Annotated in this window: 17 protein-coding genes; 4 read left to right on the forward strand and 13 right to left on the reverse strand. The window is 60.1% G+C overall.

Features of this window, described 5'->3' with window-relative positions; all coding sequences use genetic code 11:
• Positions 1-4 precede the first annotated feature (4 nt).
• From ACNOHI_RS18165 to ACNOHI_RS18180, 4 genes are all read right to left on the reverse strand, one after another.
• On the reverse strand, positions 5-562 hold the full coding sequence (locus ACNOHI_RS18165; RefSeq protein ID WP_420476087.1) for a chemotaxis protein CheW: 558 nt from the start codon (positions 560-562) through the stop codon (positions 5-7).
• Positions 563-586: 24 nt separating this feature from the next.
• On the reverse strand, positions 587-952 hold the full coding sequence (locus ACNOHI_RS18170) for a response regulator transcription factor (protein ID WP_420476088.1): 366 nt from the start codon (positions 950-952) through the stop codon (positions 587-589).
• Between the two features lie 24 nt (positions 953-976).
• Entirely contained in the window at positions 977-1,378 is a 402-nt protein-coding gene (locus tag ACNOHI_RS18175; RefSeq protein ID WP_420476089.1) for a response regulator, read from the reverse strand.
• A 179-nt stretch (positions 1,379-1,557) separates the two neighbouring features.
• Positions 1,558-1,710: a rubredoxin gene (locus tag ACNOHI_RS18180; RefSeq protein WP_040042419.1), complete on the reverse strand. Its 153-nt coding sequence runs from the start codon at positions 1,708-1,710 to the stop codon at positions 1,558-1,560.
• Between the two features lie 87 nt (positions 1,711-1,797).
• On the opposite strand from ACNOHI_RS18180, the gene thiD reads away from it, so the two are divergent.
• On the forward strand, positions 1,798-2,628 hold the full coding sequence (gene thiD / locus ACNOHI_RS18185; RefSeq protein WP_420476090.1) for a bifunctional hydroxymethylpyrimidine kinase/phosphomethylpyrimidine kinase: 831 nt from the start codon (positions 1,798-1,800) through the stop codon (positions 2,626-2,628).
• Between the two features lie 19 nt (positions 2,629-2,647).
• Positions 2,648-3,931 (forward strand): glutamate-1-semialdehyde 2,1-aminomutase, encoded by a 1,284-nt coding sequence (gene hemL, locus ACNOHI_RS18190; RefSeq protein ID WP_420476091.1) that lies wholly within the window; start codon positions 2,648-2,650, stop codon positions 3,929-3,931.
• A gap of 50 nt (positions 3,932-3,981) precedes the next feature.
• On the opposite strand, the gene corA is transcribed toward hemL, so the two are convergent.
• From corA to mpl, 9 genes are all read right to left on the reverse strand, one after another.
• Complete coding sequence (gene corA, locus ACNOHI_RS18195; protein ID WP_420476092.1) at positions 3,982-4,950, reverse strand: magnesium/cobalt transporter CorA; 969 nt, start codon at positions 4,948-4,950, stop codon at positions 3,982-3,984.
• Positions 4,951-5,244: 294 nt separating this feature from the next.
• Positions 5,245-5,643, reverse strand: coding sequence for a hypothetical protein (locus ACNOHI_RS18200; protein WP_420476093.1), 399 nt, complete (start codon positions 5,641-5,643; stop codon positions 5,245-5,247).
• A 32-nt stretch (positions 5,644-5,675) separates the two neighbouring features.
• A complete protein-coding gene (gene mtgA / locus ACNOHI_RS18205) occupies positions 5,676-6,371 on the reverse strand; it encodes a monofunctional biosynthetic peptidoglycan transglycosylase (RefSeq protein ID WP_420476094.1) in 696 nt (231 codons plus the stop codon).
• Entirely contained in the window at positions 6,371-7,192 is an 822-nt protein-coding gene (aroE, locus tag ACNOHI_RS18210; RefSeq protein WP_420476095.1) for a shikimate dehydrogenase, read from the reverse strand. Before aroE ends, mtgA begins: the two co-directional genes overlap by 1 nt.
• Complete coding sequence (locus tag ACNOHI_RS18215; RefSeq protein ID WP_420476096.1) at positions 7,193-8,086, reverse strand: cell envelope integrity protein TolA; 894 nt, start codon at positions 8,084-8,086, stop codon at positions 7,193-7,195.
• A gap of 73 nt (positions 8,087-8,159) precedes the next feature.
• A complete protein-coding gene (locus tag ACNOHI_RS18220) occupies positions 8,160-10,145 on the reverse strand; it encodes a ribonuclease catalytic domain-containing protein (RefSeq protein WP_420476097.1) in 1,986 nt (661 codons plus the stop codon).
• Positions 10,142-10,702: a chorismate--pyruvate lyase family protein gene (locus ACNOHI_RS18225; RefSeq protein ID WP_420476098.1), complete on the reverse strand. Its 561-nt coding sequence runs from the start codon at positions 10,700-10,702 to the stop codon at positions 10,142-10,144. The genes ACNOHI_RS18220 and ACNOHI_RS18225 overlap by 4 nt, the downstream gene beginning before the upstream one ends.
• Positions 10,703-10,740: 38 nt before the next feature.
• Positions 10,741-11,322, reverse strand: a complete 582-nt coding sequence (locus ACNOHI_RS18230; protein ID WP_420476099.1) for a YqiA/YcfP family alpha/beta fold hydrolase — start codon at positions 11,320-11,322, stop codon at positions 10,741-10,743.
• Positions 11,319-12,695 (reverse strand): UDP-N-acetylmuramate:L-alanyl-gamma-D-glutamyl-meso-diaminopimelate ligase, encoded by a 1,377-nt coding sequence (gene mpl / locus ACNOHI_RS18235; RefSeq protein WP_420476100.1) that lies wholly within the window; start codon positions 12,693-12,695, stop codon positions 11,319-11,321. The genes ACNOHI_RS18230 and mpl overlap by 4 nt, the downstream gene beginning before the upstream one ends.
• 151 nt (positions 12,696-12,846) lie before the next feature.
• On the opposite strand from mpl, the gene ACNOHI_RS18240 reads away from it, so the two are divergent.
• Positions 12,847-13,461 carry a hypothetical protein gene (locus ACNOHI_RS18240; protein WP_420476184.1) on the forward strand — a complete coding sequence of 205 codons (615 nt, stop codon included), beginning with the start codon at positions 12,847-12,849 and terminating at the stop codon, positions 13,459-13,461.
• Complete coding sequence (locus ACNOHI_RS18245; RefSeq protein ID WP_420476101.1) at positions 13,458-13,979, forward strand: TlpA disulfide reductase family protein; 522 nt, start codon at positions 13,458-13,460, stop codon at positions 13,977-13,979. The genes ACNOHI_RS18240 and ACNOHI_RS18245 overlap by 4 nt, the downstream gene beginning before the upstream one ends.

The following is a 13,979-nucleotide window of genomic DNA, read 5'->3' on the forward strand; positions in this document are numbered from 1 at the left end:
CACGCTATATGCCCACGTGCAGGAACCGCGGGTCCTGCACGATTAAAGATAGGTCGAGCTCCGTCCACACCTGGGAATCCCGATCGCGATACTGCTTCGCCGCCCACGGTGCGCGCGCGCCCTCGTCCTGCTGAAGCTCCATTTCCGCCACATTGCGCAGGCCCATGACGCGCGAAACGAGCAGGCCGCTGTTGAATGAAAGCGAAGGAGCAAAGGCAACGATGCGGCTTTCCTTGTCGACCGGCGTCCGCGTCATGCCGCTGAAGTGCGCAAGGTCGATCACACTGACGAGGTTGCCCCGAATGTTGGTCACGCCGAGGAACCACTCCTGGGTGAGCGGCACCTTTGTAATCTGGCCGACCGAGACAATTTCCCCGGCTTCCTGAAGACTCAGCAGCCACCGCGTCTGACCGATCATGACGCCAAGCTTGCTGGCCTGGACCGCGACGCCGCTTGTCGCCGCTTGCATGCGCTCGACCAGCTTCGTCTGGAATTCGCGCAGGCGCGTGCGGCGGCCGACATTGTCGGATTCAGTCAGTGCGGTACCGGATGGGAGGTCCATGGGTTGCCGGGTCATGTGGGCCGATTAGCCAAGTGCCGCGATCTTGGAAAGCAATTCCTGGGGATCGACCGGCTTGACGATATAGTCGCGGGCGCCTTGGCGCAGGCCCCAGATACGGTCGGTTTCCTGTCCCTTGCTGGTGCAGATGATGATGGGGACGTCCTGCGTGTCGGGATCGCGTGCAATGGCGCGCGTAATCTGAAATCCGTTCTGGCCCGGCATGACGACGTCCATCAAAATGAGCTGAGGCTTGTCGGCCTTGACCTTCAGGAGGGCTTCCTCGCCGCTCTCGGCAGTGGAAACGGAGAAACCGTTCTTGACCAAAATATCCGTGAGGAAATATCGCTCGGTGGGAGAATCGTCCACCACAAGAACTTTTTGTATGGGCATCTTGGACTTTCCAGTTCAGAAAAATTACTTGGTAAGCAGGGCGGCAGTGTATTCGCGGACAGTCTTCAGGAGGCTGTCCTTCGTGAATGGTTTGGTGAGGTAGGCGTCGGAACCGACCATCGCGCCCCTTGCCCTGTCGAAAAGGCCGTCTTTGGAAGACAGCATGATGACGGGAGTGGAATGAAACTTCGCGCTCTTCTTGATCAGGGCGCAGGTTTGGTAGCCGTCCAGCCGAGGCATCAAGATGTCGCAGAAGATCAGTGCCGGCCGATGGTCATTCATCTTGGCCAACGCATCGAAGCCGTCGTCAGCCAGGACGACCTGGTAGCCCGCCTGTCCAAGGAAAATCTCGGCGGATCGACGAATCGTACTGCTGTCGTCGATCACCATGATCTTGAGGCTGGCGCTATCCGGGGATGTTGTCATAAAGCTAATCTCAGTAACCTTCCGCCCAATATACGACCCTACTCTAACAAAAAGCAAGATGCTTTATAACAAGCTTATGCCTTAAGGAAACTAGCCGTGGTTTTTCTGCGAAAATTACAAAAACTATAACATTGACGTATGGAATCTCGCCAGCCGGTTTTAGATATTTCTTACTAGAATCAAATAGCTACCATCTCGAAGTCTTCTTTCCGGGCACCGCATTCCGGGCACGTCCAGTTCATCGGCACGTCCTCCCAGCGCGTTCCCGGGGCGATGCCTTCTTCCGGCAAACCGGCTGCTTCGTCGTAGACCCAACCGCAAATCAGGCACATCCAAGTCTTGAATTCCTCGTTATTACTCACGTTTCCCTGCCCTTCAATCAAGTAAAATGCAAAGTCGACTATCTTAATCTACCCGCCGTGCAAAACCAAAATTCCCCCCTGATCCTGACTTTCGGGGCGGCAGATCCCATTGGCGCAGTCGGCATTCAGGCCGACCTTGCTTCGTTCGCCGCCATGGGATGCCACGGGCTGTCTGTCATTACATCGATCCTCATCGCCGATACAGCGCGCGTGGAAGACATGCAGGTGATCGATGCGGACTGGGTTGCCGACCAGGCCCGCGTGGTGCTGGAAGATATGCCGGTCGCCGCCCTCAAGATTGGCGCCGCCGGCAGCATCGAAAACATCTCGGCCATTGCGGAAATCGTTTCGGACTACGCGGAAATCCCGCTGATCCTCGACCCCTTCCAGTCCGCCCTGCCCGACCAGGGACCGGACAGCGAGGACATGCTGCTCGCCGTCCGGGAATTGCTTGTTCCGCAAACCACCCTTTTGCTCATTTCGGCCGTCGAACTGGCACGGCTGGCGGAGACCTGGCGCGAACCGTCCACTGACGACACGCTCCCAATGGATGCGATGCACCTGATTGACATGGGCTGCGAATATGTCTTTGTCACCGGGACGCCCGGCGATGTGCATGGCGTCACCAACGCGCTGTTTGATGAATCCGGCATGGTGCGCAAGGACAGCTGGCAGCGGCTGCCTGGCTCGTTCAGTGGTGCCGGCACAACCTTGTCCGCAACCATCGCGGCACTGCTGGCCAACGGCATGGACGTGCCGGAGGCGGTCTTCGAGGCGCAGGAATTCACGCACGCCGCACTGACAAACGCTCACCGACTCGGGATGGGGAAACTGACCCCGGACCGCTATTTCTGGGCCAGGGAACCCGACCCGGCCTCCGATCAATAACCGTTTTTTCTATTCTGGTATGACATCCAAGAACGATACTCTGTTTGCCCGCGCCCAGGTCAGCACGCCGGGCGGCGTCAACTCTCCGGTCCGCGCTTTCCGCTCCGTCGGCGGCACGCCCCGCTTCATTACGCGCGCCGAGGGCGCCTGTTTCTGGGACGCGGACGACAAACGCTATATCGATTACATCGGCTCCTGGGGCCCGGCCATCGTCGGCCACGCGCATCCGAACGTCATCAAGGCAGTACAGGACGCGGCAGTGCGCGGCCTGAGTTTCGGTGCCCCGACCGAAGCCGAAATCGAGATGGCGGAAGAAATCTGCCGCATCCTGCCCTCCGTCGAACAAGTTCGACTGGTGTCGAGCGGCACCGAAGCGGGCATGAGTGCCCTGCGCCTGGCGCGCGGCGCCACCGGGCGCGACAAGATCATCAAGTTCGAAGGCTGCTACCACGGCCACGCTGATTCCTTGCTGGTCAAGGCGGGCAGCGGCCTGCTGACCTTCGGCAATCCGACTTCGGCCGGCGTGCCTGAGGACTTTGCAAAGCACACCCTCGTCCTCGACTACAACAATCCCCAGCAGCTCGAAGACACCTTCGCAAAGCTGGGTAACGAGATCGCCTGCGTCATCGTCGAACCGGTTGCGGGAAACATGAATCTCGTGCGCGCCACGCCGGAGTTCCTGCAAACCATGCGCCGTCTCTGCACGCAGCACGGTGCGGTGCTGATTTTCGACGAAGTAATGTGCGGCTTCCGCGTTGGCCTTGGCGGCGCGCAGAAGCTGTACGGCATTACGCCTGACCTGACGGTGATGGGCAAGGTGATCGGCGGCGGCATGCCGGTCGCGGCATTCGGCGGACGCAAGGACCTGATGAAATTCCTGGCGCCGCTCGGGCCGGTCTACCAGGCTGGCACGCTGTCAGGAAATCCGGTCGCCGTGGCTGCGGGCATGGCAACGCTCAAGCTGATCCAGCAGCCCGGCTTCTACGAGAACCTGACGGCGCAGACCGCCAAGCTAGCAGAGGGTCTGACGGCAGCGGCAAAGGATGCAGGCGTTACCTTCTGCGCGGATTCGGTGGGCGGCATGTTCGGCCTGTATTTCGCCGATCGCGTGCCGGGCAGCTACGCGGAAATCATGGCCGGCAACAAGGAAAAGTTCAACGTATTCTTCCACGCGATGCTCGACCTGGGCGTGTATCTTGCGCCGTCCGCTTTCGAAGCGGGCTTCGTGTCGGCGGCGCATGACGATGACGTGATCAACGCGACAGTCGAGGCAGCGCGCAAGGCGTTCACTACGGTACGCTGATAAGGAACGCTGTAAAAGCAAAGGCCAGGTGACATCCACCTGGCCTTTTTCTATTCCTTCAGCCAGCCGCGTTTGCGGAAGTAAATCAAGGGTGCGACCGCGCTTACGATCATGAGTCCGATGGAGAATGGGTAGCCGAAAGACCACTTCAACTCCGGCAGGATATCGAAGTTCATACCGTAGATACTGGCGATCAAGGTCGGCGGCAGGAAGGCAACCGACGCCACCGAGAAGATCTTGATGATCTTGTTCTGGTTGATGTTGATGAAGCCGACGGTGGCATCCATCAAGAAGTTGATCTTGTCGAACAAGAAGGCGGTGTGTCCATCGAGTGATTCGATGTCGCGCAAAATCTGCCGCGCCTCTTCGAATTGCTCCGCATTGAGCAGACGGCCGCGCATCAGGAAGCTCACCGCGCGGCGGGTATCCATCATGTTGCGGCGGATTCGACCGTTCAAGTCTTCCTCGTGCGCGATGGCATTCAGCGCGTCGGCGGCGTCCTGGTCGGTGAGTTCCTTCTGCAGCACGCTGCGGCTGACGTCCTCCAGGCTTTGATAAATGCCTTCGAGCGCATCCGCCGAATACTCCGCATCGGTCGCGTACAGGTCCAGCAGCACGTCCTTGTAGTCGGCGATCGAACCAGGCCGCGAACGCGCGCGCATACGCACCAGGCGGAATACCGGCAGGTCGTCGTTATGAACGGAGAACAGCATGTTTTTCGCCAGGATGAACGCCACCGTCACGACGCGCGATGGGCCGTCATCCTCTTCCAGCAGGAAGTCGGTACGCAGGTGCAGGTCGCCGTTTTCCGCTTCGTAGTAACGCGCGGATGCCTCGATGTCCTTGACCTCGTCCTCGCCGGGCAGCGTGACGCCGTAAATGCTCTTGACCCAGGCGCGCTCGTCATCGTTCGGATCGGTCAGGTCGACCCAGACCGGCGCAACATTTTCCAGGTCATTCCTGGTCTCGATGTTGACCTGGTTCAGGCGGCCATTCTGCAAGACGAAAACATTAATCATGAGCTCTCCCGGCTGCATTCATGTTGTAAATGCAGCCACCCCATTGCAGATGGCAACGGGTTGATTCAATTAAGGGAACGCGGCCATGGATTCGGCCTGGTCGCGCCCGCCCACCAATGCATATGGCGAGGGGCGCAGGAGGGTGGTTGCCGTCGCAGCGCTATCTCGCCGATCGACCGTTCGAAGACGGTTGACTGTGTGTACTAGGACTACCCAAGACGGGTCTCCGATAACGAAAACAGCGCAAGTGTACTGAGTTCGATGGCCGCAGGCAAGCACGGGAACTGCCTGAAATCAACGGTTGACGGCCTTGTCGATCAGCTTGTCACGCATGCTCGGCGCGCCCTCTCCTTCGGGCGCCGAAGCCACCGGCACTTTCGGCGCCTCAAAGCCCTTAGTGTCGTGGATCTGCACCTTCTGGCTCGTCGGGTTGGCCTTGTCGCACTCGACATTGGAATAGACGGTCTTGCCGTCGATGACGCATTTCTTGATCTGTGCCGCTTCGGTTCTGGCGACATTCTGCTGCGTCTGCTGGACTGCCTGGCCGACGTCGGTCTTCGTCAGCTTTTTCCAGCCCTCGGCAAAATAGTTGCGTTCGTAGCGGGCGGACATCAGTGCGGTCATTCCTGCCAGTGCGACGATTCCCACGACAACCGCGGTCCACAGCAAGCTCAGTCCCTTTTGGTATTTCAAGCGCATGACTCCCCCCCCCTTGTTATTGATGTTTATGGCAAATCAGCCGCCCCCATGCGGCGAAGGATCAAATCGGTACGTCGCGCCAGATAGGCCGATCCCCGATTCTTGTCGTAGAAACGCGGCCGGGGCAGCATGACGGCCAGTCTCGCTGCCTGCGCTGGGCCGAGCTGCGCCGCTGAAATGCCGTAATAGTGCTGGGCCGCCGCTTCCGCTCCGAACACGCCGACGCCCCATTCGACGACGTTCAAGTAGATCTCGAAGATGCGCTCCTTGTCCATCATGTATTCGAGCATGTAGGTGATAGCGACTTCCTGCGCCTTGCGCAAATAGCTGCGTTCGCCGGACAGGAACAGGTTCTTTGCGAGCTGCTGCGTGATGGTGGAACCGCCGGCGACGACCTTGCCTTTCTTCAGGTTCTTTTCGTAGGCTCTTTGCATCGCTTCCCAGTCCACGCCTTCGTGTTCCGAGAAGTTGGCATCCTCGGCAGCGATGATGGCGCGCTTGAGATGATTCGATATGCGGTTGTACGGCACCCACTTGTGCTTGAGCTGCGCCTTCGGGTCCTTCTCGCGGAGGATCGACAGCTGCCGGTCCATGAAACTGGTCGAGCTCGGATTATGGTCTTTCCACCACCAGATTTGCACGACGAAATACAGCTGCATCGCCAGGACGATGGCGATGGGGGCGAGCACAAGCCAGAGGATTAACTTGCGCAGGAACTTCATCAGAGCCCGGCGCGCAATTCCGCGTAAACGGGCGCCGTATCGGGACGCACGCTGCGCCACACGAAGAACGCCTCGGCAGCCTGTTCGACCAGCATGCCCAGCCCGTCGCGCACCGTTGCGCCATGCGCCGCCGCAAACCGCATGAACACCGTCGGCTCCTTCCCGTACATCATGTCGTACGCGAATGCGCCGTCGCCGAAAACCGTCGTCGGCACAGGCGGCAGGTCGGCCGACAAACTGGCGGACGTCGCGTTGATGATGATGTCGAAGCGGCCACGGAGGGTGTCGAAACTGCTTGCGGAAACGCTCCCATGCCGTGAGAACTGGGCGGCCAGTTCCGCCGCCTTCGATTCGGTGCGGTTGGCGATGACCAGTTCGGCCGGATGCTCGTCAAGGACAGGCAGGATGACTCCGCGCGCCGCGCCACCTGCCCCCAGTAGCAAGATCTTCTTGCTGTGCATGGGGACGTTCGCAGTGCGAACGATATCGGTCACCATGCCGATGCCGTCGGTGTTGTCACCCAGGATCACGCCGTTTCCGAACTTCAGCGTGTTGACCGCGCCCGCAGCTTGCGCGCGTGCAGTCAGTTCTGTGGCAAGCGCATGGGCTTCGAGTTTGAAGGGAACGGTGACGTTAGCCCCCTTGCCTCCTTCGCGGATGAATTCACGCACAGACTGCGCGAAACCCTCGAGCGGCGCCAGCATGCGTTCGTACACGAGTTGTTGTCCGGTCTGCGCGGCAAAGCGCGCATGGATGTCCGGCGATTTGCTGTGCGAGATCGGGTTGCCGATGACGACGTAGCGATCCGGTTTGGTGCTCACTCAGCCCCCTCCCTGAAGAACAGCTTCCACACCCTCGTCGCGCGTGAACTTGAAGCGCGTCGTCATGACCCATACGTCGTCCCGGTCGGAGGAACGCATCTTCTTGTCGAATGCACCGAAGGGGGCGGCGCGGCGCACGATACGACGTGCTGCTTCATCCAGTGCGGAGTTGCCGGAGCTGCGTTCGATCACGATGCCATCGTCACGGTCCCGCGTGTAAATTTTTCCATCCTGGAAAATCGAGATCGACATGGTCAGCTCGCCGTAGAGCTTCCTGCCATCCTTCTGGGGAAAGTTGAGCGTGCCGACGTCTTCGATCTTCTTGCGCACGGTGTCGAAATACATCGCATAACCAACCTCGCGCGTGCTCGGCGAGATGAAGGTTTTCTTCGGGCGCTTGTTTTCGTCTTCGATGCGCTTGGAAATCTCGGCTTCGCGGCGGAGGATTTCCCGCGCGTTTTCAAGCGCATCGCCCATGTCGGCCTGCGTCGGTGTTTCCTTCGGCTTGACCTGGTCTTTGACGGGCGGCGCGGCCTGTGCCGATTTCTTGTTCAGTTGCGCGAGCATGCGCTGCTGGCGTTCGAGCTCGTCGATCCGGCGCTGGATGGCTTTCATCCCCTCGCCGTCCTCGGTGCGGCGCATGTCCGGCAGCGGCGACTTGGACCGGCCTGACTCCGCATTGCCTCCGCCGTCGAGATTGGCCTGCGCCAGCGCCTCCGCCTTTATCGGCTTGCGGTCATGCTTGGCATTGACGAGGATGACTTCAAGCCCGGGATCCATGGGCTTGAACTTGAAGGTGTCCGGCGGCGCAAATCGCACCGCCAGCATCGCACCGTGCAACAGGACCGACGCCGCGATAGCGATGGTCAACGTGCGGTTTTCAAGAATGAGCATGACGCGGGGACGGACTAGCGATTGCAGAAGCCTTGGATTTTACGATAAAGCCTGCCGCAAATCGGCTTAGTTTTCATTCCTGTACCGATTCTGCATTCGACTCGGTTTCGGCAATGGCAATTTCGTCATCTTCGATCGTGACAGCGTCCGTTTCAGCGGTCGCCGTTGTCACTTCGATCAGACGTGCTTCCACCGTCAGTTCAACTTCATCCCAGCGGATGAGGTCGAGCTTGACCTGCGTGCCGCGCGGCGATTGCGGCATGCCCGGCAGGCGGATGATCAGCGGGATATCGACCAGGCGCAGCACTTCATCCTTGAGCACGACGGCGTTGACGTGCTTGGCATTTTCCTGCGCCAGCCAGCGCAGGCACCAGTAGCGCTCCATGTTGGACTGGAAGTCCGCATAGGCGGCATAAGCAGCGTCGAATGCCGAGACGATCGCAAACAGGTCGGCGTCCTTCGGCTTGAATGGCGCGACCAGCGGCGCGGTCACGCCGTGCTCGGCGCAGGCGAGGATCTGCCACTGGTTGACGAGGTCGGTATAGCGGCGCAGCGGCGAGGTGCTCCACGCATACTGGTCGACGCCGAGTCCCTGGTGGGGGGCCGCATGCGTCACCATCCGCACCTGCATCTTGGCCGCCCAGCCGCCTCCGCCACCACCCTGGGCGCGATAAATGCCGGGCACGCCATGGTCGTGCATCAGCTTGCCCCAGGTGCTGTTGGCGAAGATCATCAGTTCGGCGACGATCTTGTCCAGCGGCGCGCCACGCTTGCGGCGGACGATGGATACGACGTCATTCTCGACATAGAAATTGAAGTCGACGCGATTGGTCTGCTCCGACTTCAGGCCGAAGCTTTCGCGCTTGGCCATACGGCCTTTTTCAAGCACCTGCGCCCATTGCCAGAGCAATTCGATGTCCGCCTTGTGCGCGTAATCGCCGGCGCCGGCAGCGAGATTTTCCTCGGTCACGACGTCATCGAGATCGTTGTGGCGCAGGTTGGCCGCAATCGGCACGGCCTCAGCGCGGGTCTCGGTCGAGATCACCGTCCAGGTCGCGGGATCCAGGGTCGCGTAAAGCGACAGGGCCGGGCAAGTGCGTCCCTCGGCAAGCGTGAAGGCTTCCACCAATTCGTCGGGCAGCATGGTGATTTTGTCGCCGGGCATATAGACGGTCGACAGACGCTGGCGGGCGATCGCATCGAGGGCATCGTTGCGCTTGATGCCGAGACCTGGAGCTGCAATGTGGATGCCCACGCGAACTTTGCCATCGGCAAGGTGTACGACGGAGAGCGCATCATCGATTTCGGTGGTCGTCACGTCGTCGATGGAAAACGCCTTGACGTCCGCGACGGGGAGCGAGGCCACTTCCGGAATCGAGATCGCGGGGAAGCGCGTCCCCTTCGGAAAATGCTCAAACAGGAATTTCGACAGGTGCAGTTGCTTGGGCGAGGTAATGCCGCCGGCAGCGAGCATCAGCCGTTGCTGCGTCGTTTGCATCGCGACGCTGGCTTCTTCGAGCGCCTTGTATTCAATGCTGTTCTTATCGGGCTTGAACAGCAGCTGCATGACGATCGGCCTGAGCGCCTCGGGAAGCTGGTTTGCCTTGAGCTGTTCGACGTACTGCGCCTGCACAAGTGCCTGCTGCTTCTTCTTTTCAATGCCGGCAAGAGCCGCCTTGAGCGATGCCTCGGGCGCGGCCTTGTACCGGCCCTTGCCCTTCTTGTAGAAGTAAATGGGGGAGGTATGCAGTTTCAGCAGCAGTCCGGCTGCTTCGTGCGGCTTCGGCTCGTGGCCGAAGTACTCGCTGCCGAGTTCGGCATAGCCGAACTCTTCCTGGCCCGCGACTTCCCACAGGAAATCGAGGTCGACTTCTTCCGCGACCGTCTTCGCCTCATTCAGCAGCTGGGCCGGCTCGGGCAAAGCGAACTGGAACAGAATGTCGCGTGCCTTCACCTTGGTACGCTTGCCGGTCGGTAGTTCGACTTGGTAAGCCTCGCCCTGCTGTGAAAGTACGGTACCGGCCTTGAAGTCGCCGGATTCCTCAAAAAATAAATTCATCGATTGCCAAGCCTGTCAGCTAGAGTAAGTTGCGTGCGCGGGGCCTTGAGCTCCGAGATCGCAGGCAGGAAGAGTTCCGTCACGAGCAGCACGCCATTCCTGCGGCGGTACAAGCAGCGCCGCGCAAAAAGCGGCGCCTTGAATCCCTCATGTCCCAGTGCGGCACGCGCCCGCTCCACCAACGGATGCTGTGCACTCAGGCGCGCGTACTGAAGACTGCCCCGAATGACACGGGGGTCGCCAAACAGCGTCGTGCCGAGCGAGCGTTCTCCCAAGGTGCCGAAGAACGGCCAGTCAGACGCCGTCGCGGTCAAGGGCACGATCGTGTGCGCAAACACCACGGGACGGCCGTCGCATTGCAGCAGCACTTCGCGCTCCTGCACATGGCTGCGGCGCGGCAACTCCACCATTTCGGCTTCGTCGGTCAGGCACATGCCGCGCTCCTGACGCAGGCGGCGCACGCGGAAATGCTCGCTGCGGCCCATGAGCTTTTTCGTCAACGACATCGTGTCCGTCAGCCAGCCACGCATTTCCCGCGTCGGATTGACACCGTTCACATGCCACACCCAACGCGCATGCCCAACTGCATGCCCCCTCACGCGCGCGCTCCCGCCGTGATGCCGCAGAATGCCAGCACTTCATCCAGGTACTGCGCGAATTCCGAAATGCCGTGGTCGCTGCCTTCGATGATGTGATGCCGCGCACCGGGGTAATGCGCGGTCATCTCGCGCCAATCGAGCACTTCGTCCCCGGTTGCCGCCATCAGGAAATAGCGCTCCGGGCGCGTGATCCTGCCCACGGCCAGTGCCTTCAACTGTTCGATGTATTCGCGCTTGAATTCGAAAGGCGCGTCGCTGTGGTACGCCGTCGTCACGCCAACATATTTTTCCAGGTCGCGGGGCGGCTTTACGGCCGGATTCAGCAAGACTGCCCGGCAGCCGAATTTTTCGGCCAGCCACGTCGCGTAATACCCGCCCAGCGAGGAACCGATCAGGGTCACATTGGCCGGATCTGCCGAAATCAGCCTCTCGGCAAGGGCTACGGCGTCGCGCGGCGAAGCCGGCAATTGCGGACACAGGTACGCGTTTTCCCGGCCGAGTGCCGCCATGCGCGCACCGATCAGGCGCGCCTTGAACGACAGCGGCGACGAACGAAATCCGTGCAGGTAGAGGATCATTGCGAAAGCGCGTCCAGGATCTTTTGATGGACGCCGCCGAATCCGCCGTTGCTCATCACCAGTACGTGGTCGCCCGGTTGGGCCGCTTTCACGATCGCCTGGACGAGGACGCCGAGATCGTCATAGGCGCCCGCCTTTGCGCCTAGCGGCGCCAGGGCCTCGCCGAGATTCCACCCCAGTGCGTCCTTGCCCGCCTTCGCGCCATAACCGAACACCAGGTCAGCGTCGGTCAGGCTGCCCGGCAAGGCACCTTTCATGGTGCCGAGCTTCATTGTGTTCGAGCGGGGTTCAAGCACCGCCAGGATGCGCTGGCCGCCGACCTTCTTGCGCAAGCCGCCAACCGTCGTCGCAATCGCGGTCGGGTGGTGGGCGAAGTCGTCGTACACCGTAATATTGTTAACGACGCCGCGCACTTCCATGCGGCGCTTCACATTCTCGAAGCGGGATAGCGCTTCGATCGCCAGTGCCGGCGGCACGCCAACGTGGCGCGCGGCGGCGATGGATGCCAGCGCATTAAGCCGGTTGTGTTCGCCCGTCAGCGACCACTCCACCGTGCCCTGCACTTCCCCGTTGAAACGCACGTCGAAACTGCCATCCTCGTGGTCCTTCAGCGACCAGCCTTCGCCGTCATTGCCACCGAACCATTCCTTCTCGCTCCAGCATCCGCGCGCGATCACGCGCTGCAGGGATTCTTCGCGGCCGTTGACGACCAGACGACCAACCTTGGGCACGGTGCGGACGAGGTGGTGGAACTGGGTTTCGATCGCGCCAAGGTCCGGGAAGATGTCGGCGTGGTCGTATTCCAGGTTGTTCAAGATCGCAGTCTTCGGCCGGTAATGGACGAACTTGCTGCGCTTGTCGAAGAAGGCCGTGTCGTACTCGTCGGCCTCGATCACGAAGAAATTGGAATCGTCGGCCTTGCCAGCCAGGCGCGCGGAAATGCCGAAATTCATCGGCACGCCGCCGATCAGGAAGCCGGGATCGTAACCGGCATCTTCCAGGATCCAGGCGAGCATCGACGACGTGGTCGTCTTGCCGTGCGTGCCGGCCACCGCCAGCACCCATTTATTGCGCAGGATGTGCTCGCCGATCCACTGCGGGCCTGATGTATACGGAAGGCCGCGGTTCAGGATCTCTTCCATGAGCGGATTGCCGCGCGAGACCACATTGCCGATGACAAAAAGGTCCGGATTCAGGTCGATCTGCTCCGGCCCGAAGCCTTCGGTCAGTTCGATGCCTTGCGCCTGCAGCTGCGTGCTCATCGGCGGGTAGACATTGGCATCGCAGCCGGTGACCTTGTGCCCTGCTTCCTTGGCCAGCACCGCGAGTCCGCCCATGAAGGTGCCGCAGATGCCGAGAATATGGATGTGCATTGTGAAGTTTCAGAATGAATAAAAAACTCTGACTGAAATCGGCCGCAAAAGGTCAAACACCATGCAGGCCGCCAAATTCCGCAGAACCCGCAATTTTACCCGAGCCCGGGTCCTGCGCCCCAGAACCTGTTCTAACGTATCATCGAGGCCCATGAGCAATTTCACCACTAATACAGAGATGCTGCGCGCGGAAATCGCCGCCGCCGCAGCCCGCCTCATCGCGGAGGACGGCGCGGATTACGCCACAGCCAAGAAAAAGGCGGCGAAACAGGTGCTCGGCAACACGAAGGTACGCGGCGAGATCATGCCGGATAACGCGCAGATCGAAGACGAAGTGCGTGTATACAATGAACTTTTCTTCGCGGACACCCAGCCCGCGCGCCTGCTCCACCTGCGCAAGCTGGCGGTGCGTCTCATGGACGACCTCGCCCGTTTTTCGCCCTACCTGACCGGCGCCGTCCTGAATGGGACAGCGGGAGAGCACTCCGATATCCATGTGCAGCTGTTTCCGGAAAGCGCAAAGGACGTCGAAATTTTCCTGCTAAACAAGAATGTGGATTTCGAAGTGTCGGAGTCCAACCATTTCGGCGGCCGGGCAGAACCGGTTGAAACCGTCAGTTTCATGTGGCACAACGAAGGCGTCCACCTTGCCCTGTATGAAGCCGACGATGTCCGCGGCGCGATGAAACCCGGACCCGATGGCCGTCCCGGACGCGCAAATGCGGATGCCGTGCGTGCTTTAATTGCAGACTCAGAGCAAAAATGAAGAAAAATGCTGTTCTTTTCGGCGGGGTTGCGATCCTCTTTGCCGTTTTCGGGATTTTTTTCGCCAACCAGCGGCTTTCTCCCGCCCCGGCGCAATCTTCTGCTGTCAGCTCATTTCTGTCGAAGTCCATGAAGGATCCAAACGGTCAGGAACAACCGCTCGGCCAGTGGAAGGACCGTACGCTCGTCGTGAACTTCTGGGCAACCTGGTGCGCTCCCTGCGTAGACGAAATGCCGGAGTTGTCTGCATTGCAACAGGAAATTTCTTCTCAAAATATCCAGATTCTTGGCATTGGCATTGATTCTGCTTCGAATATCGCCGATTTCGCCAGGAAATACCGAATCAGCTACCCGCTGTACGTCGGCGGAATGAACGGAAGCGAACTGTCTCGCGCACTGGGCAACCAGGGAGGCGGCCTGCCCTTTACGGTCATTATCGGACGCGACGGACAGGTAAAGAAGACCTATCTGGGCCGCCTGAAAATGGAGGAACTGCGGAAAACCCTTACTGGGCTCTAG

Source organism: Noviherbaspirillum sp. ST9 (assembly GCF_048799745.1).
Classification (GTDB): Bacteria; Pseudomonadota; Gammaproteobacteria; order Burkholderiales; family Burkholderiaceae_D; genus Noviherbaspirillum.

Excerpts from the sequence above, each read along its gene's own strand:
- ACNOHI_RS18165 (WP_420476087.1), bottom strand. The coding sequence starts at position 562 with ATGGACCTCCCATCCGGTACCGCACTGACTGAATCCGACAATGTCGGC.
- ACNOHI_RS18170 (WP_420476088.1), bottom strand. The coding sequence starts at position 952 with ATGCCCATACAAAAAGTTCTTGTGGTGGACGATTCTCCCACCGAGCGA.
- ACNOHI_RS18175 (WP_420476089.1), bottom strand. The coding sequence starts at position 1,378 with ATGACAACATCCCCGGATAGCGCCAGCCTCAAGATCATGGTGATCGAC.
- ACNOHI_RS18180 (WP_040042419.1), bottom strand. The coding sequence starts at position 1,710 with ATGTGCCTGATTTGCGGTTGGGTCTACGACGAAGCAGCCGGTTTGCCG.
- hemL (WP_420476091.1), top strand. The coding sequence starts at position 2,648 with ATGACATCCAAGAACGATACTCTGTTTGCCCGCGCCCAGGTCAGCACG.
- corA (WP_420476092.1), bottom strand. The coding sequence starts at position 4,950 with ATGATTAATGTTTTCGTCTTGCAGAATGGCCGCCTGAACCAGGTCAAC.
- mtgA (WP_420476094.1), bottom strand. The coding sequence starts at position 6,371 with ATGAAGTTCCTGCGCAAGTTAATCCTCTGGCTTGTGCTCGCCCCCATC.
- ACNOHI_RS18215 (WP_420476096.1), bottom strand. The coding sequence starts at position 8,086 with ATGCTCATTCTTGAAAACCGCACGTTGACCATCGCTATCGCGGCGTCG.
- ACNOHI_RS18220 (WP_420476097.1), bottom strand. The coding sequence starts at position 10,145 with ATGAATTTATTTTTTGAGGAATCCGGCGACTTCAAGGCCGGTACCGTA.
- ACNOHI_RS18230 (WP_420476099.1), bottom strand. The coding sequence starts at position 11,322 with ATGATCCTCTACCTGCACGGATTTCGTTCGTCGCCGCTGTCGTTCAAG.
- mpl (WP_420476100.1), bottom strand. The coding sequence starts at position 12,695 with ATGCACATCCATATTCTCGGCATCTGCGGCACCTTCATGGGCGGACTC.
- ACNOHI_RS18240 (WP_420476184.1), top strand. The coding sequence starts at position 12,847 with ATGAGCAATTTCACCACTAATACAGAGATGCTGCGCGCGGAAATCGCC.
- ACNOHI_RS18245 (WP_420476101.1), top strand. The coding sequence starts at position 13,458 with ATGAAGAAAAATGCTGTTCTTTTCGGCGGGGTTGCGATCCTCTTTGCC.